The organism is Magnetococcales bacterium (assembly GCA_015231175.1).
Taxonomy (GTDB): domain Bacteria; phylum Pseudomonadota; class Magnetococcia; order Magnetococcales; family DC0425bin3; genus HA3dbin3.
On sequence record JADGBZ010000008.1, the window covers coordinates 21,641 to 43,272 of the forward strand.

Sequence of the window (21,632 nt, forward strand, 5' to 3'; positions counted from 1 at the left end):
CACTTATGCAAAATTACAAACATTTGTAAATAGAGTGTATTTTTTGATGGAAGGAAAAAAATTCATGGGATGGCATTTTTTTCTTCTTATAAACCAAAATGATCTGTTATTATCTCACCTTATACCAAACGTTCGGGCCAATCGGAGGCAAGGGATTGCGGAAACGTTTCACACCGGGAAGTGCTGAGTGCCGGATGCGTGGCCGATCATGGATGGGCCTCGTTTTGTCGGCACTCGTTCTGTTTGGATGCGCCAGGCAGGAAGATCCGGTTGTGACATCCAAAACGCTTCTCGATCATATCCAGGCACGGGGGTTTTTGCGGGTAGTTACCCGTTATGCCCCCACGACGCTCTATGAAGGCCCGGATCGGCGCATGGGGTTTGAGTACGAGCTTGCGGTTGCCTTCGCCCGCTCCCTGGGCGTTGTACCGCGCTTTGTCTTCCGGGATGGGCAAGAGGATATTTTGGCGGCCCTGCGTGACGGCGAGGGGGATATCGCTGCCGCCGGTTTGATCCGTACCCCGGACATGGAGAAGGAGTTCTTGCTGGGGCCGGATTATCAGGAAGTGGATCAACAGGTCGTCTGCCGACGCGGTGGACAGCGCCCCACCGACCTGCCGAAGTTGGCCAAGGTCAAGCTCTCCGTGCCACGCGGCAGCATCCATGAAGCACGGTTACGGGAGTTGCAGGAGGGCGTTCCGGATCTCTCCTGGATATCTGACCCGGAGCGATCTTCCGAACGGATCTTCGAGCAGGTGGTGAAGGGTGATGTGGATTGCACCATCGCCGACTCCAATGTCGTGGACATCAATCGGCGGTATCACCCGGAGTTGGTGGTTAAGTTCCCTGTCCATGAGACCCAATCTCTGGCCTGGGTGTTGCCGAGCCAAGCGGTGGAACTGCAACAGGCGGTTTCGGCATGGTTCCGCGCCATGGGCAGGACTGGTCGGCTGGGAGAGTTGGAAGATCGCTATTTTGGTTCTCTCAGCCGCCAGTACGATTATGTGGATAACCGGGCCTTTATCCGCCGTATCGACGAACGGTTGCCTGATTTTATCGCCAGATTCAAGGATGCCGGAAGACGTTACGGCATTCCCTGGCCCCTGCTGGCCGCGCAGGCCTATCAGGAGTCCCACTGGGATCCCCAGGCGATCAGCCCGACCGGTGTCAGGGGGATCATGATGCTGACGCAGGAAACGGCAGCGACGCTGGGAGTGAAAAACCGACGAAATCCCTACGAAAGCATCCGTGCGGGTGCCTGGTATCTGGCTGAGATGCGACGACGATTGCCGCCAGAGATCAAGGATCCGGATCGAACATGGATCGCCCTGGCGGCGTACAACGTTGGACTCGGGCATCTGATGGATGTCCGGGAGATCGTCAAATCGATGGGCAAGGATCCTAACTCCTGGAAGTCGGTACGCGAAGTGCTGCCCTTGTTGGCCAATAAAGATTACTACTCCAACACAAAACACGGCTACGCACAGGGGATGGAGCCGGTCCATTATGTCCGGAAAATCAGGTATTACTACGATGTCCTGGTGCAGCGCGAAGCCATGCTGAACCGGCGTTCCACCCTTCTGGCCCAAACGCACCAACCGGACGATGGCGCTACCCGGATGGCCCAGTTGGATGTTCCGGATTTGAAAAATCCTTAAAGAAACTGTTGAAGTCTGGTACATCCGGGGCTGGCGGTGCCTTGTGGCTGGTGGCGGCGTAAATGGCGTGTGCCAACAAGCCACCGGACAGAATCATGCCCAAGCCGGCCACGGAAAGGGCCAAGGGAAAAGACGAGTTGATCCCTGTCACCAGCAGCAGGATGGTGGCGCAGTGGGTCACGAAATGGATGCGGGTCGTGCGCTCCGGGAGCAGATCATCCATCATGGGGAGGTTGGGAACCAGACCTGCCAAGCGGCTGAAGCGGTGAAACCAAACCAGAAAGGGAACTATTTTGTAGAGCATGCCAAAGATGATGGAGGAGACGCCACCCCAGAGAAAGATCACGGCAAAAAGGAAGCGCCAACGCTCGGCGTCGGTAATGGGCCAGATGATCGGCAACAACAGGCTGATGCCGCCACACCCCAGGCCAACAAGCCAGAACTGATAGGTGACATCCGCAATCTTACGCTTGCGGGCGGCAAAGATTCGCTTCATGGCCAGGGCGTAATAAACGATGGCCACGCCGGCGGGAAGCGCTGTCAGCCAGACCCAGACCGGTTGCCCCGCAGCGAACCACAGAGCGGCAGGCAGAGCGATGAGCGTTGTACCCAGACCGACCAGAATTTTGTTGCCAACAGCAACGGGAAACATGGGCATGACATAGAACATGGGCAGAACCTGCATGGAGACGCCTATGATCAACGTGCCCATCCACCCCAGCAGACCCCAAACCAGGTGCATGCCGAGCAGTGTCTCCCGATCAACGTTCAGAAATCCGTGCGCATACTCCCCGAGAAAAATGGCACCCAGGATCAACACCCCCGACAGGGAGAGGAGGGCGATGCGCATGGCATGCACGGTGGGATGCCTGACAGTGGTTTTGACAAGGGCACGGCCTGTCTGCAAAATGAAAAACCCCAAGGCGATGCCCAAACCGGCTGAAGCCACCAGCAACAACCAGCGGTGGAGGCCAAATCCGATCTCCAGGAAAAAGGTGATCACCCCGATGATCAGCCCGGCATGGACCCAGGGAGCCAGTCGCAGCCAGGGCATGGGCAGCCCGGCCAATACCGGAATCATCTGGTACATGGCGCCGAACATGACCATGCTGATCCACCCCAGAACGGCAAGATGGGCGAGAGCAATGGTTTGGGGTGACAAGGGAAACTGCCAGAGATCAGGGCCCCAGCCAAAAACGACAACCCCCGCGCAGGCTATGAACAAGGGAGCGGTCGCAAAAAATCGGAATGGTATGTGGAGAGGAGGGGCTTGGTCAATGTGTAACCCACTGGTGGAAATCATGTTTCAATCTCTCTTGGGGAATTGAGTAGCCCTATTGGAACACATCATCGATAGTCTTGGCGTCCAAAATGTTCTCCGCCCATTTTACCAGGGTTGCAAGGTCAGCCGCGATGAGCTTTGTATGGACCCATTCCGGGACCACACCAAATTGTCGCTCAATGAGCCGCCGAAGGGAGCGCATTTCACCTTCGCGAAGACCTTTCATTTCACCCTCACGCAAGCCTTCCTGGCGGCCTTCCTGGCGGCCTTTCGCTTCCCACTGCTTCGTCCATTCCTGCACAGTTTCGGCCAACATGGCATCGACCTCCTGCAAGTCATTCAACTCCGGTATCGCCTGTCCCGACACGCGCCGTGGCAGCAGAACGCGCCCCAGCATCACGGTGAAGGCCCTCCGCAGACTTAGCTGCTTCGGCTCCTGCAACCAATCGACCAGATACCCAACGACTGTGCGGATCTCCTCGGGCGTTCGGCTCTGTTCCAGACGGCACAACGCCAGAGCCAGATTTTGCTTTTCGGATAGATCCAGCTTGGCATACCGAAGCTGGTCGATCAACAGATACCGCATCCGGGGCCGATATCGATCCAGCCCTCCGGGGGCTGGATGGATCAACGCCTCCACATCCAAAGCTGCCGTCCATACCGGTTTCCCATTGTAGAGGACCAGCGGCAACACCGGCGGTAGCCGATCTTCCTCTTTGATCTGCCCGGACTTGATCAGATCCTGATACAGCAGCCCGACATAGACGAGCACCCGGACGGCCATGTACTGATCGACCGTGCTTTGGAACTCCAACCCACTCCTCTTTCACGAACTCCAGCAGGAGATCCAGCACCATTTCCGCATGGCTGAAGAGCTGTTTGTAGCCCGAGTCGATTTCCGCCAACGGTCATCTCCATTCATCAAGGGAGGCAACCTGCAAGGGCATCCAGCGTTTGGTTCTACCCGCTGTATGCCTCTGCCGACAGGATCGGGCCTTAGAAGGTGTAGTTGACCCCCATGAATGGACCCTTCGTGACGTCGGGTTCATCATAAACGGCGCCTGTATTCAAAGGGGATTCCACAGTTATTTTTTGATACTTATAACCCAACTGCAAACCAGCTTGTGGCATGAAGTCCGGACGATAGACGACACCAACCTCGCTTGAAATGTAGGATGTTCCGCAGTTTTTGAAAACAGCATCACTCACGTAGGAGGCAGAGTAGCTGGTTTTTCCACCGACGCCATAAGCCAAATTTCCGATGAACGAAAAACGGTCATAGAGAGGCGCTGCAACGACGAGTCCAACAAATGGCGACTTGACGGTCATGGTGTCTGAGTCACTTCTATTAAACTTGGACTAGTCGACACTAAGTCCCACTTTCGATCTTTGTTCAAATATTTATAGCCTGCTGCAACCCCAAAATTCGGCAAAATCATGTAGCAAATACTTAGATCGTATTCTGTCTTCTCAATTTGTGTATTCTTAAAAGTGTTTTGTACGATCTCAATTGGCGCATCTGGGCGGTCTTCCATCGTCGCAATATAGGAAGTTTGCATATCATCTATGCCATATTTTTTTTTGTGTTATAACTTCCTGTAATAAAAAATTTCCGGTACATGACGGACATGTTTGGGATGATATTGACCCTGGCGCCATTCGCTGGCGTAGAATCATAACCATTTGCTTTGCCATTACTGCCAACACCAGCTCCAAAAAACGTCGCATAATCGCTATACCACCCCCTCATCCCCACAGTCACCGCCCAATCGCGTTGTCCGGTCACCTCTTCATTTTTTACTGCTCCATTCTGACCCCCCCCTTCGAATGGGCGGACTCTTCCGCGATCCTGACGGCCTCTTTCAGGAGTTCCTGGGCCTTGCGATGGGAGTCATCGGGCAGATCCTGGGCCTTGGTGGCAGGGGGAAGGGCCGACTGGGCCGCCAGGAGAAGCAGAGAGGCGGTCAACCATTTCGTGGTGGAGAGTTTGCCGTGGTTTGTGGTGTGTCTATTCATGCTGATATCCTCCGATGTGGTTTCTGACGATGAGCAAAAAAACCTGTCCTCAAACAAATATGTTTAAGATAAGATGCGAGCTACCGCCCAGCCCCGACCAACCAGACAAGAAGGGTTGATTATTATATTTATAGATGTAAATCTTGACTTGTTAAGCGACGGACGGCTTACCCCCACCAGTTCCATGGAATCGAGCAGCGACGTGCCAAAACAACCCATTGTTTGTGTGTCGTCAAGGGCTTTGCCAAGATTTATGGAATATGGACGATTTTAAATTTAAACTTAATAAATATTAAAAAAATACAAGATTATAATTTAAATCTATGAAAACAATCTGAACTGTTTGAGGTTTCCGACAGGTTTCATGGGAGGGGTGCGCAGGTGGAAACTGCAAAACACGGCGCCTGTGGGGGAAACTGTCGTTCTCGGTGCCTCTTGTCCCTGTGAACCGCTTGCGGCCCATTGACTTGCGTCAAGGCGCGGAGGCATGGTCCCGGAGAAGATGTCGGCGGGGAGTGCCCCCTTGTTCATGTGACAACGGCATGGTGCGACAACGACACGATGCACGACCAGAAAAAAGAGGAAGGGATACATGAGTGATGCATTGGATTTGAGCGGAACCGATTCTGCCCAGGCTTGGACGCTGTTACAACAAAAATTTGCCGCCGCTGCACCCGGCGAGGCGCTTGAGATTCTGATCTCTGGAGATGCCGGGGGGCTTCTGCGGGAGATGCAAAAGTCGCATTGGGGGGCATTCGACTGGGCCCCTCTGGAGGAGGTGTCCGGCCAGGGGAGGTATTGGGTACGAAAATTGGACAAACCTTCGCAAAAAAGACGCCTCAACGAATTTTTGACCAGTGACCACCGGCGTTGCGACAGCGTGTTCACCACCCTGGAAGAAAAAGCCGCTGCCGGTGACAAGGAAGGAACTCGTCTGCATTTCCAGCGCTTTGAAAGAGGTATGCACCGCCACTTCAAAATGGAGGAAGATCTCTTTTTTCCCGCATTTGAGGCCCGCACCGGTATGACCCGTGGACCGACCATGGTGATGCGCATGGAACACGAGCAAATGCGGGGCATTTTGAAGCAGATGCGCCAATCCCTGGAAGGGGGTGATGTCCATGGCGTGGCACGGGCTTGCAGCACCCTGCTGATGGTGATGCAGCAGCATAATGTCAAAGAAGAACAAATGCTCTATGCCATGGGTGAGATGCACCTGGGAGCGGAAGGGGATGCCCTGACGTTGCAGATGCAGGCTGTGGTGTGATGGATCGAGGCTGATACCCCCTGCTTATCCTTCAGATTCTTCCTGGCGTAACTTCCGGATTGGAATCAGAATCCTCGGCCATGCCCAGAAAGGGTTCCGTTTTTTCGGGAAACCGGGAGCCGGGTGGAGTTTTTGTAGGCGGAGCGGACACGGGCAGCGTTCCGGTCCAGGGGGGGGCAGTTTTGATCAGCGGGAGGATCGGTCATGACGGGAAGTCCGCTTGGGCGGCACAAGGCAGATTGGGTCTTCATGGTCATGATGATCGTTGGTTTTCTTTATCAGATCGTCATCTTTCATCGGGTCATGCAGGTCGCTCCGGATGTTGGGTTCACGACAGATGAAGTGTTTATGAATCTGGCGAAAAATCTGTACGAACACGGTGTCATGGGAGACAGGATCGATGCGGCGGGGAACGTTGTTCCCAACACCTGGCGCACTCCGTTGTTTCCAGTGGCAGCGGCTCTCGTGTATGAGATCTTGGGGCCTGAGACCCGCTGGGCTTTGGTTTTGAACAACGCCTGCTATGGCCTTGCCGTGATTTTGACCTTTTTTCTTGGCCGACGATTACACCCGTGGGGAGGGGTGTTCGCCGCCTTTTTTGTCCTTTTGGATCCGATCTTTCTCTATACCGTGAACTCCGTCATGGCCGATGCGGCGTTTCACCTGCTGGTGACCTGGCTGTTGCTGCACATGATCTGGATGTTGCAGGAGGGTGTGACTTATCCTCGGGTTGCCGTATTGGCCATCCTGATCTCCCTCCAGGAGTTGGCCCGACCCGCCGGGATGCATTTGTGGATGGTGGTCTGCATCACCCTTCTGGCCCACCTCTGGCGCCGCGCCAGTTGGCGTCGCATGGCCGCATGCATTGCCATGATCCTGGTGGTCCACTTTGCCACGGTGGGTTTGTGGAGTCTGCGCAACGCCCAGGCTGGAGGTCTGTTCAAATTTGTGGGTATGAGCGGGGATCATCTCCTGCGTTTCCACTTCCCCGTGGTGGAGTCGGAACGGCTCTCCATCTCGGTGGATGAAGGATCGCGCCGGATCCATGAACGCTTCGATGCCGACTTGAACAAACTGCAAACGACCAAAGAACAGGAAGCCTTCGTCGAGGCAGCCAACAAGACAATGTTTCTGGAAACCTTTCCCTGGTCTCTCTGGGTCATGGTCAAAATGTTTCCGACGCTCTACATCGGATTTCCGCCGGACTTTTTTTCCCTGTTCCACACTCCGGAAGAGAGATCCCGATTTGACGCCTACCTGCGCGAACATGCCACCTACTCCAGAAGCTGGAGCGAAAAGGTCGCGTTTTTTCGCCATCTCTTCGACCATGGCTACGGAGTCACACTCGGCATGGGCATTTTGACCAAGATCGTCAATTCGGCCCTCTTGATCCTGTCTGTCGTTGGAGCCTGGGGCATGTGGCGCGGAAAGGATCGTGTACAACGTCATATTTCATTGTTTCTGACCCTGTTTTTTGTGCAGATGACCTTGATTTCAACCGTGTATGGCATGGGCCGTTATCGTTTGCCCATCATGCCGGCGGTTTATCTCCTGGCCTTCCATGCTCTCTGGATGTTTTTTCACTCGAAAACCATCTCCGTAAAAACGGCGCCGACCGGGAAGCCGGTGGGTGTTTCACCAGGGCCGAAGGCTGTTCGACAGAGGTGATGGGCATGTTGGCACGTGTTGGTACCGTCGCTCTGGAAGGGATCGCCGCCCGCCGGGTGGAGGTGGAGGTGGACCTGAGCCGGGGTATGCCGTCCCTGAACATGGTGGGGCTGCCTGACGGGGCTGTGCGCGAGGCGAAAGATCGGGTGCGGGCCGCCTTGAGCAACTCCGGGTTTCAGTTGCCCAGCTTGCGCATCACCATCAATCTGGCCCCCGCCGACCTGCCCAAGGAGGGGAGTGGCTACGATCTGCCGGTCGCCGTCGGGTTGCTGGCGGCCATGGGGTCTGTGCCTGCCACCAGCACGGAGGGTCGTGTTTTTTTGGGAGAACTCTCCCTGGATGGGCGGCTGAACGCCGTTCCGGGGTCTTTGCCAACCGCCCTTTATGCCCGGCAGGAGGGGATCCGAGAGGTCATCGTTCCGGAGGCCAATGGCGCCGAGGCGGCCCTGGTTCCCGGGATTCAGGTCATCGCCGTGGCGACCATCACGCAACTGGTGGCGCATCTGCGCGGGGCGCCACCGCTGCCGCCACTACCGGCCACGGAGTGGCAACAATGGCTGGGACGCATTGATCCGGGTACACGGGAACTTGCCGAAGTCAAAGGGCAGGAGTTTGCTAAGCGAGCGCTGGAGGTGGCAGCCGTCGGAGGACACAATCTGGTCATGAGCGGGCCACCAGGATCCGGGAAGACCTTGTTGGCCCGTTGTATTGCCGGCTTGCTGCCGCCCTTGTCCCTGGACGAAGCCCTGGAAGTGACTGCTATTTGGTCCGTCGCCGGACGCTTGACCCAGGGCTCCCCCCTGGTGGGAACCCGCCCTTTCCGTGCGCCGCACCACACGGCATCCGCCATCTCCCTGATCGGTGGTGGTTCATCTCCTCGCCCCGGTGAGGTCAGCCTCTCCCACAACGGCGTGCTCTTCCTGGATGAATTGACAGAGTTTGGACGTACCACCCTGGAGGTTTTGCGCGAACCTTTGGAGGCGGGCATGGTCACCATCTCACGCGCCCAAAGAAGCGCCAATTTTCCCGCCGTTTTTCAACTGATTGCCGCTTTCAACCCCTGTCCCTGCGGCCACATGGGCGACCCTTATCATGAGTGCCGATGTTCGTCCAGTCAGGTGGCGCGTTATCGGGCCCGTCTTTCCGGTCCCCTGTTGGATCGCATCGATATTCACATCCAGGTGCCGCCGGTTCCCGTGGAGAAGCTGATGCACTTGCCGGGAGGAGAGAGGTCGGCAACAGTCCGGGAACGTGTCATGGCTGCCCGGGATCGCCAACGCGAACGTAATGGACCGGGTTGCCTTAACGCCACCTTGCAGGGTGCAGATCTGGAATGTCACGCTGCCCTGGATGCGGAGGGGACGGAGCTGTTGCGCCATGCCGCCAAGCGTCTGGGATTTTCGGCGCGCGGGTTTCATCGCATTTTGCGCGTGGCCCGCTCCATCGCCGACCTGGAACAGGCCGAACGCATCCATGCCGGGCACCTGGGAGAAGCGATCCAGTATCGGTTGGAGAGTGGCCTGAATGCGTCCGGGACGTGAACCCATGTTTGTCGGGTCGTGTTGAAAAGACACAAAACAGTGACCATTCAGAATCTTGTAAGTGAAACGGAGTCCAGGGGTCTGGCTCCCTGGCAGGGCCCTAGACAGCGTCCTGGTGGGGTTCGGGGCGAAGCCCTGACGAAGGCTTTCATATCCAGGTTTTTTTTGGAAGGGTACTGAATGGTTACGGGTCGCAAAAAAAGCCGGGAGATGGCCACCATCTCCCGGCTCTTTAATTCAAACCAGGCTCGGATCAGCCCAGATTGCTGGCCACGAAATCCCAGTTGACCAGATTCCAGAAAGTTTCGACGTATTTGGGACGTGCATTGCGATAGTCGATGTAGTAGGCATGCTCCCAGACATCACAGGTGAGCAGGGCCTTTTTGTTGTGTTTCACCGGGGTGTCGGCATTGCTGGTGCTGAGGAGATCCAGCGAACCATCCGGATTTTTCACCAACCAGGCCCAACCGGAACCGAAAGTGGTGATGGCGCACTTGCCGAAGGCCTCTTTGAAGGCGGCGAAGGAGCCCCACTTGGCGTTGATGGCATCGGCCAACTTTCCCTTGGGTTCACCCCCCCCTTTGGGAGAGAGGCAGTTCCAGTAGAAGGTGTGGTTCCAGACCTGGGCGGCATTGTTGAACATGCCACCCGAGGAACGCTGAACGATCTCGTCCAGGGATTTGCCCTCGAACTCCGAACCGGGCAACAGGCCATTCAAGTTGGTGACGTAGGTCTGGTGATGTTTGCCGTAGTGAAACTCCAGGGTCTCCTTGGAGATGTGGGGCGCCAGGGCATCCATTCCGTAGGGGAGGGGAGGCAGGGTGATCGACATGGGGTCATTCCTTCTTCAATGGGCAGGTTTGATGGCAATCGGTCAGTCGACCGACAGGATTCCTTACAGCTTGTTGGCGTGTTGCGCCAGATATTCGGCCACGCCAGCTGTGGAGCCCTTCATGCCGGGTTTGCCTTTTTGCCAGCCAGCCGGGCAGACCTCCCCATGCTCCTCGTTGAATTGCAGGGCATCAACCATGCGCAGCATTTCATCGACGTTGCGGCCCAGGGGCAGATCATTGACCACCTGGTGCCGAACGACGCCAGCCTTGTCGATCAGGAAGGAACCACGCAGGGCAATGCCGGGACCGAACTCAAGATCGTAAGCCTTGGTGATGGCTTTGTTGATGTCAGCCACCAGAGGGTATTGCACGTTGCCAATACCGCCCTTGCTGATTTCCGTGTTTTTCCAGGCCAGATGGACGAAGTGGGAGTCGATGGAGACGCCGATCACTTCGGTGTTGCGCGATTTGAACTCGTTGAGACGGTGGTCGAAGGCGATGATTTCTGAGGGGCAGACGAAGGTAAAATCAAGGGGGTAGAAATACAGGACGACGTATTTTCCCTTGTAATCGGACAGAGAGATCTCTTTGAAGCTGTTGTCGGGCATCACCGCAGTGGCTTTGAAATCCGGGGCCTGTTTGGTCACCAATACACTCATGGGGCTTTCTCCTCTAATGGTACGCTTGATTTATTATGTATATGATTTACAACATGTTATTCGACTTGCCACGATGGCCTTGCCTGGATAAGGGAGCCGATGTTGGATGGTTGAGTGGAGCTTTGGCAAGGTGGGGATGATCCTGTGAACTCACTCGACATCTTGGAGCCTGGAAACGGATGGTAATGGGACAGGCTGTATACGTCAAGAGAAAAAAATGGTATACCATCAAAAATGTCGTGATTTTGTCGGATGTGACGATGGCTTCATTTTTTGCAACTATTCGACACCCTTGCAGGAAAAGCTTGGATATGAAAGCCTTTATCAGGGCTTCGCCCCGAATTTTCACCAGGGCTCTGTCCTGGACCTGCCAGGGAGCCAGCCCCCTGGATCCCGATGCGTGGCCGGGTGGTGGATAGTTACTGACATAGTTACCAATTTTTTTTGGAGGAGACAGGGGTGGTCACCAATCTGGTGGGTACGCGAATCCGTGCCATACGAACGATGCGCAAATGGACGCAGCAACAACTGGCCGACTTGGCGGGCATTCCCAGGGCCACGTTGGCAACGGCGGAACGTGATGATGGCAACCCATCCCTGGCGGTTGTGTTCAGGATCGCGACTGCGTTGGGCATGCCGTTGGACGATCTGGTCGAGGCGGCGGAAAATTTGATTCAGGTTTACTCCAGTGAGCAGATGCCCCGGGTCAGTTCGGGAGATGGGGTGTATCGGGCGGTCACCGTCTCTCCGCCCAATGTTTTCCATTTTTTTCAGCAGGCCTTTCATTTGCAGCCTGATTCCACTTACGATGGGAAACCCCACCCGCCTGGGAGCGAGGAGTATCTGTACATTCTGCGCGGCGAGGTGATTCTTGACGTGGCTGGAGAGTGCGTGTGTTTGCGGGCCGGGGACAGTGCCCGGTTTCGTGGCAATGTTTTGCACTCGTACCGCAACGCCTGCCAGGAGGAGGCATGGGGGGTCGTCACGATCCTGGATGGCGTCGGGAAAAAAAACGGGGTGAGTTGACTTGGATCATTCAGCCGAGTAAACTCGAATAGAAACAGGATATTTGATTTTGCGTTCGGGGTGTTTTTTCGGGGTTGGATGTGGGTGCCGTGTCGAGAAAAGAATTATATACCCTTGACCCTGGTGTTGCTTTCTGGTAACTCTGCTTGGCTATTCTTGGAGGGGTTCCCGAGCGGCCAAAGGGAGCAGACTGTAAATCTGCCGGCTCAGCCTTCGAAGGTTCGAATCCTTCCCCCTCCACCACCTCTTGCGTTGTTGCAGGGGGCTCTGGAAAGGGGAAGGGGTGGGGCTTGAACAGGCGGGTGTAGTTCAATGGTAGAACGTCAGCCTTCCAAGCTGATCACGGGGGTTCGATTCCCCCCACCCGCTCCAGCTTGGAAGCTTTGTTGTGTAGGCGACTTTATCGCAGCAGGTTTGCCCATGTAGCTCAGTGGTAGAGCACTTCCTTGGTAAGGAAGAGGTCATCGGTTCAATCCCGATCATGGGCTCCATCATCAACTTTGCGGAACTGGCCACCTGAGAACATATCACCGCCTTATTATGAGTTGGGAGAAATTGGCATGTCCAAAGCGAAATTCGAGCGAACAAAGCCGCATGTGAACATTGGTACCATCGGCCACGTGGACCATGGCAAGACGACGCTGACGGCGGCCATCACCAAGGTCTTGGCGGAGAAGGGATGGGCCGAGTTCATGGCCTACGACAAGATCGATGCGGCCCCGGAAGAGCGCGAACGTGGCATCACCATCTCGACCGCCCATGTGGAGTACCAGACCGCAAAGCGTCATTATGCCCATGTGGACTGTCCGGGCCATGCGGACTACATCAAGAATATGATTACCGGCGCCGCCCAGATGGATGGTGCCATCCTTGTGGTCTCCGCCGCTGACGGCCCTATGCCCCAGACGAGGGAGCATATCCTCCTGGCGCGTCAGGTCGGTGTTCCGGCTCTGGTGGTCTTCATGAATAAGGCTGACCAGGTGGACGACCCGGAGCTTTTGGAACTCGTCGAACTGGAAGTGCGTGAACTCCTCTCCCTCTATGAGTTTCCGGGTGACGACATTCCCATCGTGGTGGGCTCCGCCCTGAAGGCCATGGAAGGGGATGCGGGTGAGATGGGTAAGGGCGCCATCGAAAAGTTGATGGATGCCGTGGACAGCTATATTCCCCTGCCGGAACGCCCCCTGGAGGGCGCCTTCCTGATGCCCATCGAGGATGTTTTTACCATCTCTGGGCGCGGTACGGTGGTGACGGGACGTGTGGAGCGCGGCATCGTTAAAGTTGGTGAGAGTGTTGAAATCGTTGGTTTTCAGCCCACGACCTCGACCATCTGCACCGGCGTTGAAATGTTTCGGAAGCTCTTGGATCAGGGACAGGCCGGCGACAATATCGGCGTCCTCCTGCGCGGCACCAAGCGCGACGAAGTCGAGCGCGGACAGGTTTTGGCCAAGCCCGGCTCGATCACTCCGCATAAGAAATTCAAGGCAGAGTGCTACATTCTGACCAAGGAAGAGGGTGGCCGTCACACTCCTTTCTTCTCCAACTATCGCCCGCAGTTTTATTTCCGGACCACGGACGTGACCGGTATCCTGAAGCTGCCCGAGGGTATGGAAATGGTGATGCCAGGAGACAAAATCTCCCTGGAAGTGGAGTTGATCTCCCCTATCGCCATGGAGCAGGGGTTGCGTTTTGCCATTCGTGAGGGTGGCCGGACCGTTGGTGCCGGTGTGGTCGCGACGGTTATCGAATAGAAGTTGGCCTTGATGTCTGGCTTGGCCGGCGGGGTCTTGAACAAGATCCCGCTGGTTTCGTCTTTGCAACCCCATGCGAGGGTAACGGGGCTGAGAATTCGGTCTCGGAGGATTTTTGTATGCGTGATCTGATCAGCCTCAGTTGCGAAGAGTGCAAGCGGCGCAACTATACGACGGACAAAAATAAACGTACCAAGCCGGAGAAGTTGGCCCTGCGCAAATACTGTCCGTTCTGTCGCAAACACACCCTTCACAAAGAAGGGAAGATCAAGTAGACTGTCCGGTTTCATGGGTGTGACAGGGGGGCGGCGGCTGTTAGTGAAGGACAGTAGCTCAAGTGGTAGAGCATCGGTCTCCAAAACCGGCGGTTGGGGGTTCGAGTCCCTCCTGTCCTGCCACCGCAGCAGCCTGTGTCGCCAGTGCAGGTCGGGATTTTTGATTGTTCACAGCCGGTCCCCTCAAGGAAAAGTCGGTTCGACATGATTCAAGTATCCGAGGTCAAGCAGTATCTTTCCGACGTCCGCAACGAGTTGCGAAAAGTGGTTTGGCCCACCCGGAAGGATACCAGCAATACGACCATCCTTGTTCTCGCCATGGTTTTTCTGGTCTCTCTGTTCCTGTGGTTGATCGATAGCGTTTTGTCGCTCCTGGTGCGTTTGGTTGTCGGCTGATGCCGCTTCGGAAGCGTTGATTCAATACAGCCTGAAGAGAAGTCGTCAAGAGTCATCCATGGCCAAGAAGTGGTACGTCATCCATGCCTACTCCGGGTTTGAAAAGAAGGTCAAACAGGCCCTGGAGGAGCGTATTCGCCTGACCGGTCGGGCGCATATGTTTGACGAAATCCTGGTTCCGTCTGAGGACGTTGTCGAGCTGCGCAAAGGGAAGAAGGTCACCTCCGAACGGAAGTTTTTCCCGGGCTATGTCCTGGTCCGCATGGAGTTGAACGATGAAACCTGGCACATGGTCAACGAAATCCCGAAAGTGACGGGGTTTTTGGGTGGTGGTGGGCGCCCCCAGCCGTTGGGTGACCGTGAGGTCGACAAGATTTTGCGCCAAGTCGAAGATGGTATGGAAAAACCCAAGCCGAAGGTGCAATTTTCGGTGGGTGAGAGTGTGCGTGTGGTGGATGGTCCGTTCGTCTCCTTCAATGGGGTTGTCGAAGAGGTGGATGAAGACAAAACCCGGTTGAAGGTTTCGGTCAGCATATTCGGTCGCGCCACCCCGGTGGAATTGGAATTTGTCCAGGTCGAGAAACTGTAGGGAAAAAACATGGGAAAGAAAATCACGGCCTACATCAAATTGGAGGTTCCCGCCGGAGCCGCCAAGCCGAGTCCGCCGGTTGGTCCGGCCCTGGGCCAGCATGGGCTGAACATCATGGAGTTTTGCAAAACCTTCAATGCCAGAACGCAGGGTATGGAGCCGGCTACCCCGATTCCGGTGGTGATCACGGTCTTCCAGGATCGCACCTTCACGTTTGAGTTGCGCACGCCGCCTGCCGCCTACTTTCTGAAGAAGGTCGCCGGCGTGGAGAAGGGTTCGGCAACGCCTGGGCGGCCACCCTTGGCCGGCAAGGTGACTTGGGCGCAGATCGAGGAGATCGCCAAATCCAAAATGCCGGACATGAATGCCAAGGATCTGGAAGGGGCCAAGCGCACCATCGCCGGTTCTGCCCGTTCCATGGGCCTACAGATTGTCGAGTGAGGTAAGAGACCATGGCGCAACGCGGTAAACGGCTCAAAAAAATCTATGAAACTTTGGATCGCACCAAGGCCTACCCCCTGGTTGAGGTGGTGGGGATCTTAAAAGAGGGTGCAACAGCCAAGTTTGACGAGACCGTGGAAATTGCCCTTAACCTGGGCGTGGATCCTCGCCATGCCGACCAGATGATCCGTGGTACGGCCATCCTGCCCAACGGCACCGGCAAGGTGGTGCGTGTCCTTGTCTTCGCCAAAGGAGACAAGGTGGCCGAGGCGCTGGAAGCTGGGGCGGATTATGCCGGCTCCGATGAACTGGTCGAAAAAATCCAGGGCGGCTGGACGGACTTTGATCGGACGGTTGCCTGCCCGGATGTCATGGGTGTGGTGGGTCGGCTTGGCAAGGTTCTCGGTCCCCGTGGTTTGATGCCCAACCCCAAATTGGGCACCGTGACCTTCGATGTCGCCAAGGTGGTGCGCGAGATCAAAGGCGGGCAGGTGGCCTTCCGGGTGGAGAAAGCCGGCATCCTCCACGCAGGAATCGGCAAAGCCTCCTTTGCGGCTGAACAATTGGCGGACAATATCAAGGTCATGGTTGAGACCATCCAGAAGTTGCGCCCCTCCACCATCAAAGGAACGTTCATCAAAAAAATATCCGTCTCCACGACCATGGGTGTGGGCGTCAAGGTTGATCCGCACTCGCTGACGTCGTGAGACGATCCGGATTTAGGGTCCAAGACAGCAGGTGAGTCCCTCCGTCGGGTCTCGTAAATGATCATTCGGCCTGCCGAGACAAAAGGAACCCCGGGCCCCAGGCGCCTTTTGCGTTGGACAGATGCAACCCCAGGGGAGCCAAAAGGAGGAGACCAACGTGAATCGGGAGGAGAAAAGTCAGGTCATCGACGATGTGCGTGCCACACTGGAACGGTCCAAGGTGGCGGTCGTGGCCCATTATCGCGGCATGACCGTCGGCGAGATGACCGAGCTGCGCAAAAAGTTTCGGGAGTCGGGAAGTGAGTTCAGGGTGGTCAAAAATACCCTGGCCAAACGCGCTGCGGAGGGAACCCCCTTTGCGGGACTTGCATCCCTGCTGACCGGACCAACCGGTTTGGCCACGTCCATGGATCCCGTGGCACCGGCCAGGGTACTGGACGGGTTTGCCAGTGGTCATCCCAATTTGCAGATTGTGGGTGGTGTCCTGGACGGAAAACTTGTGGATGCCCAGGGGATTACCGCGCTCGCCAGATTGCCGTCGCGGGAAGTTCTGCTGGCCCGGATGCTTGGATCGATGAATGCGCCGATCCAGGGTTTCGTCGGGGTTTTGGCTGCCGTGCCGGGGAGTTTTGTCCGTGTCCTGGCCCAGATCCAGAAACAAAAGGAAGAACAGCAGGCGGCCTGAGCCGATCCCCTCGGATGGCTCGCAACCTGTCAACAACATGGTGTTTTGAAAAATTTTCAGGAGTTGAACATGGCCCTGTCCCGTGAAGAGTTGATTGCAGAAATCGAAAAGATGACAGTCCTTGAGCTGTCCGAGCTGGTCAAGGCGCTGGAAACCAAGTTTGGCGTCTCGGCGGCTCCTGCTGCCGTGGCTGTCGCGGCCCCAGGGGCCGGTGGTGGCGCCGCTGCGGCGCCCGCCGAAGAAAAAACCGCCTTCGATGTGATTTTGACGGATGCCGGCGACAAGAAAATCCATGTGATCAAGGCCGTTCGGGCCATCACCGGCCTGGGCCTCAAGGAAGCCAAGGATCTGGTGGAAGGTGCCCCAAAAGTTGTCAAAGAGGGGGTCAGCAAGGAAGATGCCGAGAAGTTCAAGAAGGAGTTGGAAGAGTCTGGCGCCAAGGTTGAACTCAAGTAAAAAAACCAAGCGTTTGCTTTGTTCGTAAACCCCGCTTTCGGGAAGATCACTCTCTCCCGAAAGCGGGGTGCCATGCATCGACTCGACGGGTGCGTACCGGGCGGCTGTGGCGCATGATGGCGCGTGCGGCGTGTTCCGGAGAAGTCAGTTGCTGCCGGTTTCGTGATCGGTGCGAGCTTGGCCAGTTTTCAAAGTCGGCAGAGGAAATCCGATGTCACTGAGCTTTACCGAAAAACAGCGTTTGCGCAAAAATTTCGGCCGGATTCCAACAATCATTGATATTCCAGACCTGATTGCCATCCAAAAAGAGTCCTTTGCACGGTTTCTGCAGATGAGCAACATTCCGGACAGCCGGGATGATGCAGGCCTCCATGCGGTTTTTCAGTCGGTTTTTCCCATACATGATTACGCCGGCGCCGTGACCCTGGAGTATGTCAATTTTTCTCTCGGGGAACCCAAATACGATGAAGACGAGTGCCTTGCCCGCGGCATGACCTTTTCGGCGCCGTTGAAGGTGATCCTGCGCCTGGTGCTGTGGGAGGAAAATGAGGATACCGGCGCCAAAACGATCAAGGAGATCAAGGAACAGGATGTCTACCTGGGGGAGATCCCCCTGATGACGGACACCGGGACTTTTATCGTCAATGGCACGGAGCGGGTAATTGTATCGCAGATGCATCGGTCGCCCGGCGTGTTTTTTGATCATGACCGAGGCAAGACCCATAGCTCGGGCAAGTTGCTCTTTTCGTCCCGGATTATTCCCTACCGTGGCTCGTGGCTGGATTTTGAATTCGACCCCAAGGATCTGCTCTACGCCCGGATCGACAGACGCCGCAAGATGCCGGTCACGACGTTGTTGCGTGCCCTGGGTATGAATCCCGAGGAGATGCTGGCGCGGTTCTATGACACGGAACCCTTCCGGAAAAAGGGCGTTTTATGGGAGAAACGGCTCAATCCCGACCAGTTGCTGGGCAGCCGCCTCAACTACGCCATCGTGCATCCCCAAACCGGAGAGGAGATCATCCGGGCCAAACGCAAAATCTCTGCCCGGTCCATCAAAAGACTCCAATCCGAGGGGCTGGACTGGATCCAGGTTCCTGCCGAAGATCTGGTCGGGCGTTTTCTCGCCCATAATATGCAAAATAATGCCGGTGAGTTGATCGCCGAGGCTGGGGCCGAAATCACGGAGGCGATGCTCAGCGTTTTTGAAGATAATGGTATTGAGGAGATCGTTACCCTCTTCATCGATTATGTCAACGTGGGCCCCTACCTGCGCAACACACTGGACCTTGACAAGAATTTGAGCCAGGACGAGGCCCTGATCGATATCTATCGCATGATGCGGCCTGGGGAGCCCCCCACCATCGAAGCGGCCAAAAACCTGTTCACCAATCTTTTCTTCAAGGCTGACCGCTACGATCTCTCCACGGTGGGCCGCCTTAAGATGAACAAACGCCTCAGCCTGGAGTGCGACCTGAATATACGCATCCTGCGTAAGGAAGATATCCTCGGCGTGGTGGATATCCTTTTGAAGTTGAAGGATGGTCACGGCAAGGTGGACGATATCGACCACCTCGGAAACCGGCGGGTGCGTTCGGTGGGAGAACTCCTGGAGAACCAGGTGCGCATCGGGTTGGTGCGGATGGAGCGGGCTATTCGTGAGCGACTCTCGTCCACAGAGCCGGAAAATTTGATGCCGCATGACGTGCTGAATTCCAAGCCGTTTTCGGCGGTGATACGCGAATTTTTTGGGTCCAGTCAGCTTTCCCAGTTCATGGATCAGACCAATCCGTTGTCTGAGATCACCCACAAACGTCGACTGTCGGCTCTGGGACCGGGTGGTATGACCAGGGAACGGGCCGGTTTTGAAGTGCGCGACGTTCACCCGACCCACTATGGCCGTATCTGCCCGATCGAGACGCCGGAAGGACCGAACATCGGCCTGATCAACAGCCTCTCGACCTTCGCCCGAATCAATGCCTTCGGCTTCATTGAGAGCCCTTATCGGCGGGTCGCGGATGGCCGGGTCTCGGACGATGTCGACTACCTCTCGGCCATCGAGGAGGAAAATTTTGTCATCGCCCAGGCCAATGCGATCCTCGATCACGAAAAACGGTTCGTCAGCGATGTTGTCCAGTGTCGGCACAAGCTGGAGTTTACCATCGCCACCCCAGACCGCATCCAGTATATGGACGTCTCCCCCAAACAGATCGTTTCGGTGGCGGCGGCGCTGATTCCCTTCCTGGAAAACGATGACGCCAACCGCGCTCTGATGGGCTCCAACATGCAACGTCAGGCGGTGCCGTTGATCAAGACCGACGCGCCGCTGGTAGGCACTGGCATGGAACCTGTCGTGGCACGGGATTCAGGCGTGACCATCGTCAGCCGTCGAAATGGGGTGGTGGAAGAGGTGGATGCCTCCCGCATCGTTATCAAGGCCGACGAAGAGCCTGGTTCCAGCGAACCGGGCGTCGATATCTACAATCTGACCAAATTTGCCCGCTCCAACCAGAATACCTGTATCAACCAGGTGCCTTTGGTCAGGGCGGGTGACCGTGTCCGCAAGGGTGACATCGTTGCCGACGGACCCAGCACCCAGTGGGGAGAGCTGGCCCTGGGACGGAACGTTCTGGTCGCCTTCATGCCGTGGAATGGCTATAACTTTGAAGACTCCATCCTGATCTCGGAACGACTGGTCCAGGATGATGTATTCACCTCGATCCATATCGATGAATTTGAAGTCATGGCCCGTGATACCAAGTTGGGGCCGGAAGAGATCACACGGGATATGCCCAATGTGGGCGAAGAGGCCCTGAGCAACCTGGATGAGTCCGGGATCATCTATGTCGGCGCCGATGTCAACGCCGGGGATATCCTGGTTGGCAAGGTGACCCCCAAAGGGGAAACGCAGCTCACCCCGGAAGAGAAGCTTCTGCGCGCCATCTTCGGCGAAAAGGCCTCTGATGTGCGAGATACCTCCCTGCGACTGCCACCGGGTATCTCCGGCACCGTGGTTAATGTGCGGGTCTTCTCCCGGCGTGGCCTGGAGAAGGATGACCGGGCCAAACAGATCGACGAAGAAGAGATCGCCGCCTTGCGCAAGGATATGGTCGCCGAACGTCGTATCATCGAAAATGATGCGGATGATCGTATCCGGCGCCTCATGCTCCACAAAGCAGTCCGCTCCGCACCCCGCTTGCAATCCGGTCATACGATCGAGGAGCATTGGCTGCGGAACGCCAGCAACCGGGATCTCCAGGATGTGCTCCTTGACGATGACGTGGTCACCCAGCAAATCGAGGGAATTCGTGCCCAGGTGCTGAAGGCGGGGCAACGTTTGCAAAAACGCTTTGAGAGCAAGGTGGAGAAGTTGGAACGAGGGGATGATCTCCCCCCGGGCGTTCTGAAGATGGTCAAGGTGTACATCGCCGTCAAACGTAAGTTGCAGCCCGGCGATAAAATGGCCGGACGTCATGGCAACAAGGGCGTCATTTCCAAAATCAATCCCGTGGAGGATATGCCCTATCTTGAGGATGGCCAGCCGGTCGATATCGTGTTGAACCCGCTGGGTGTGCCCTCGCGCATGAATGTGGGACAGATATTGGAGACCCATCTGGGCTGGGCCGCCAAAGGCCTGGGAAAGAAAATTGGCAAGCTTCTGGAAAAATGCCGCCAGGGAGAGTCTGTCGAAAATTTGCGCAACTACTTGCTGACCATCTACAACCATGAAGATCAAGCCACTCCCTTGAACGAGTTGACCGATGCGGAAATTCTGAATCTGTCCGACAACCTCAAGGAGGGCGTCCCGGCAGCGACCCCCGTGTTTGACGGCGCCCGCGAAGAGGAGATCGTCAGTTGGCTAGAACAGGCGGGTTTGCCCCCCTCCGGCCAGGTGCGCCTCGTGGATGGACGGACGGGAGATTATTTCGACAGGCCGGTGACTGTCGGCTACATCTACATCCTCAAACTCCACCACCTGGTCGACGACAAGATCCACGCCCGATCCATTGGACCCTACTCCCTGGTGACCCAGCAACCTCTGGGGGGCAAGGCCCAATTCGGTGGACAGAGGTTTGGCGAGATGGAAGTCTGGGCCCTGGAGGCTTATGGCGCCTCCTACACCCTGCAGGAAATGTTGACGGTCAAGTCCGATGACGTGGCTGGACGCACCAAGATATACGAGTCCATCGTCAAGGGTGATGATACGTTTGAGGCGGGAATTCCTGAATCCTTCAACGTCCTGGTCAAGGAGTTGCAGTCTCTTGCCCTGGATGTTTCACTGGTAAGGACCCCGGAATGACCATCGTTCTCCCCCTTGGCCACGGCGTGGCCGTGGGGGGAGGGGTGGATCCGCGCAGATCGACCGGAGGCGTCAATTGAAT

General features: G+C 56.2%; 19 protein-coding genes, 4 tRNA genes and 1 pseudogene. 18 read left to right on the top strand and 6 right to left on the bottom strand.

Annotated elements, in window-relative coordinates:
• The first annotated feature begins 224 nt into the window (after positions 1 to 224).
• On the top strand, positions 225 to 1,658 hold the full coding sequence (gene mltF / locus HQL63_03005) for a membrane-bound lytic murein transglycosylase MltF (GenBank protein MBF0175810.1): 1,434 nt from the start codon (positions 225 to 227) through the stop codon (positions 1,656 to 1,658).
• Here the strand turns inward: mltF and HQL63_03010 are convergent.
• The 4 genes and pseudogenes from HQL63_03010 to HQL63_03025 all read right to left on the bottom strand — a co-directional run bounded on the left by HQL63_03010 (position 1,612) and on the right by HQL63_03025 (position 4,956).
• Positions 1,612 to 2,961 (bottom strand): hypothetical protein, encoded by a 1,350-nt coding sequence (locus tag HQL63_03010; GenBank protein ID MBF0175811.1) that lies wholly within the window; start codon positions 2,959 to 2,961, stop codon positions 1,612 to 1,614. The genes mltF and HQL63_03010 overlap by 47 nt on opposite strands.
• Before the next feature lie 31 nt (positions 2,962 to 2,992).
• A pseudogene (locus HQL63_03015) lies at positions 2,993 to 3,845 on the bottom strand (Rpn family recombination-promoting nuclease/putative transposase).
• A 91-nt stretch (positions 3,846 to 3,936) separates the two neighbouring features.
• Entirely contained in the window at positions 3,937 to 4,269 is a 333-nt protein-coding gene (locus tag HQL63_03020) for a hypothetical protein (protein MBF0175812.1), read from the bottom strand.
• A gap of 468 nt (positions 4,270 to 4,737) precedes the next feature.
• On the bottom strand, positions 4,738 to 4,956 hold the full coding sequence (locus tag HQL63_03025) for a hypothetical protein (GenBank protein ID MBF0175813.1): 219 nt from the start codon (positions 4,954 to 4,956) through the stop codon (positions 4,738 to 4,740).
• Between the two features lie 730 nt (positions 4,957 to 5,686).
• Here HQL63_03025 and HQL63_03030 point away from each other — a divergent pair.
• The 3 genes from HQL63_03030 (at position 5,687) to HQL63_03040 (ending at position 9,432) form a co-directional block, all read left to right on the top strand.
• Positions 5,687 to 6,223, top strand: a complete 537-nt coding sequence (locus HQL63_03030) for a hemerythrin domain-containing protein (GenBank protein MBF0175814.1) — start codon at positions 5,687 to 5,689, stop codon at positions 6,221 to 6,223.
• A gap of 204 nt (positions 6,224 to 6,427) precedes the next feature.
• Positions 6,428 to 7,891: a glycosyltransferase family 39 protein gene (locus HQL63_03035; protein MBF0175815.1), complete on the top strand. Its 1,464-nt coding sequence runs from the start codon at positions 6,428 to 6,430 to the stop codon at positions 7,889 to 7,891.
• 5 nt (positions 7,892 to 7,896) lie between these two features.
• Positions 7,897 to 9,432: a YifB family Mg chelatase-like AAA ATPase gene (locus tag HQL63_03040; GenBank protein MBF0175816.1), complete on the top strand. Its 1,536-nt coding sequence runs from the start codon at positions 7,897 to 7,899 to the stop codon at positions 9,430 to 9,432.
• A 253-nt stretch (positions 9,433 to 9,685) separates the two neighbouring features.
• On the opposite strand, the gene HQL63_03045 is transcribed toward HQL63_03040, so the two are convergent.
• Positions 9,686 to 10,264 carry a superoxide dismutase [Fe] gene (locus HQL63_03045; protein MBF0175817.1) on the bottom strand — a complete coding sequence of 193 codons (579 nt, stop codon included), beginning with the start codon at positions 10,262 to 10,264 and terminating at the stop codon, positions 9,686 to 9,688.
• A gap of 63 nt (positions 10,265 to 10,327) precedes the next feature.
• A complete protein-coding gene (locus HQL63_03050) occupies positions 10,328 to 10,924 on the bottom strand; it encodes a peroxiredoxin (GenBank protein MBF0175818.1) in 597 nt (198 codons plus the stop codon).
• A gap of 459 nt (positions 10,925 to 11,383) precedes the next feature.
• Between HQL63_03050 and HQL63_03055 the strand changes: the two genes are divergently transcribed.
• From HQL63_03055 to rpoB, 14 genes are all read left to right on the top strand, one after another.
• Positions 11,384 to 11,950 (top strand): helix-turn-helix transcriptional regulator, encoded by a 567-nt coding sequence (locus HQL63_03055; GenBank protein MBF0175819.1) that lies wholly within the window; start codon positions 11,384 to 11,386, stop codon positions 11,948 to 11,950.
• A 158-nt stretch (positions 11,951 to 12,108) separates the two neighbouring features.
• Positions 12,109 to 12,193 (top strand) — tRNA-Tyr (locus HQL63_03060).
• A gap of 55 nt (positions 12,194 to 12,248) precedes the next feature.
• Positions 12,249 to 12,322: transfer RNA gene (locus HQL63_03065), tRNA-Gly, on the top strand.
• 44 nt (positions 12,323 to 12,366) lie between these two features.
• Positions 12,367 to 12,441: transfer RNA gene (locus HQL63_03070), tRNA-Thr, on the top strand.
• A 69-nt stretch (positions 12,442 to 12,510) separates the two neighbouring features.
• Positions 12,511 to 13,701, top strand: coding sequence for an elongation factor Tu (tuf, locus tag HQL63_03075; GenBank protein ID MBF0175820.1), 1,191 nt, complete (start codon positions 12,511 to 12,513; stop codon positions 13,699 to 13,701).
• A 119-nt stretch (positions 13,702 to 13,820) separates the two neighbouring features.
• Positions 13,821 to 13,976, top strand: coding sequence for a 50S ribosomal protein L33 (gene rpmG / locus HQL63_03080; GenBank protein ID MBF0175821.1), 156 nt, complete (start codon positions 13,821 to 13,823; stop codon positions 13,974 to 13,976).
• Positions 13,977 to 14,023: 47 nt separating this feature from the next.
• A tRNA-Trp gene (locus HQL63_03085) sits at positions 14,024 to 14,099 on the top strand.
• Positions 14,100 to 14,180: 81 nt separating this feature from the next.
• A complete protein-coding gene (secE, locus tag HQL63_03090) occupies positions 14,181 to 14,372 on the top strand; it encodes a preprotein translocase subunit SecE (GenBank protein ID MBF0175822.1) in 192 nt (63 codons plus the stop codon).
• A gap of 58 nt (positions 14,373 to 14,430) precedes the next feature.
• Complete coding sequence (nusG, locus tag HQL63_03095) at positions 14,431 to 14,961, top strand: transcription termination/antitermination protein NusG (GenBank protein MBF0175823.1); 531 nt, start codon at positions 14,431 to 14,433, stop codon at positions 14,959 to 14,961.
• 9 nt (positions 14,962 to 14,970) lie between these two features.
• Positions 14,971 to 15,402, top strand: coding sequence for a 50S ribosomal protein L11 (gene rplK, locus HQL63_03100; GenBank protein ID MBF0175824.1), 432 nt, complete (start codon positions 14,971 to 14,973; stop codon positions 15,400 to 15,402).
• Positions 15,403 to 15,413: 11 nt separating this feature from the next.
• Complete coding sequence (locus HQL63_03105; protein MBF0175825.1) at positions 15,414 to 16,109, top strand: 50S ribosomal protein L1; 696 nt, start codon at positions 15,414 to 15,416, stop codon at positions 16,107 to 16,109.
• A 157-nt stretch (positions 16,110 to 16,266) separates the two neighbouring features.
• Entirely contained in the window at positions 16,267 to 16,794 is a 528-nt protein-coding gene (locus tag HQL63_03110; GenBank protein MBF0175826.1) for a 50S ribosomal protein L10, read from the top strand.
• A 75-nt stretch (positions 16,795 to 16,869) separates the two neighbouring features.
• Positions 16,870 to 17,250 (top strand): 50S ribosomal protein L7/L12, encoded by a 381-nt coding sequence (rplL, locus tag HQL63_03115; GenBank protein MBF0175827.1) that lies wholly within the window; start codon positions 16,870 to 16,872, stop codon positions 17,248 to 17,250.
• A gap of 211 nt (positions 17,251 to 17,461) precedes the next feature.
• Complete coding sequence (gene rpoB, locus HQL63_03120) at positions 17,462 to 21,550, top strand: DNA-directed RNA polymerase subunit beta (protein MBF0175828.1); 4,089 nt, start codon at positions 17,462 to 17,464, stop codon at positions 21,548 to 21,550.
• The last annotated feature ends 82 nt before the right edge of the window (positions 21,551 to 21,632 follow it).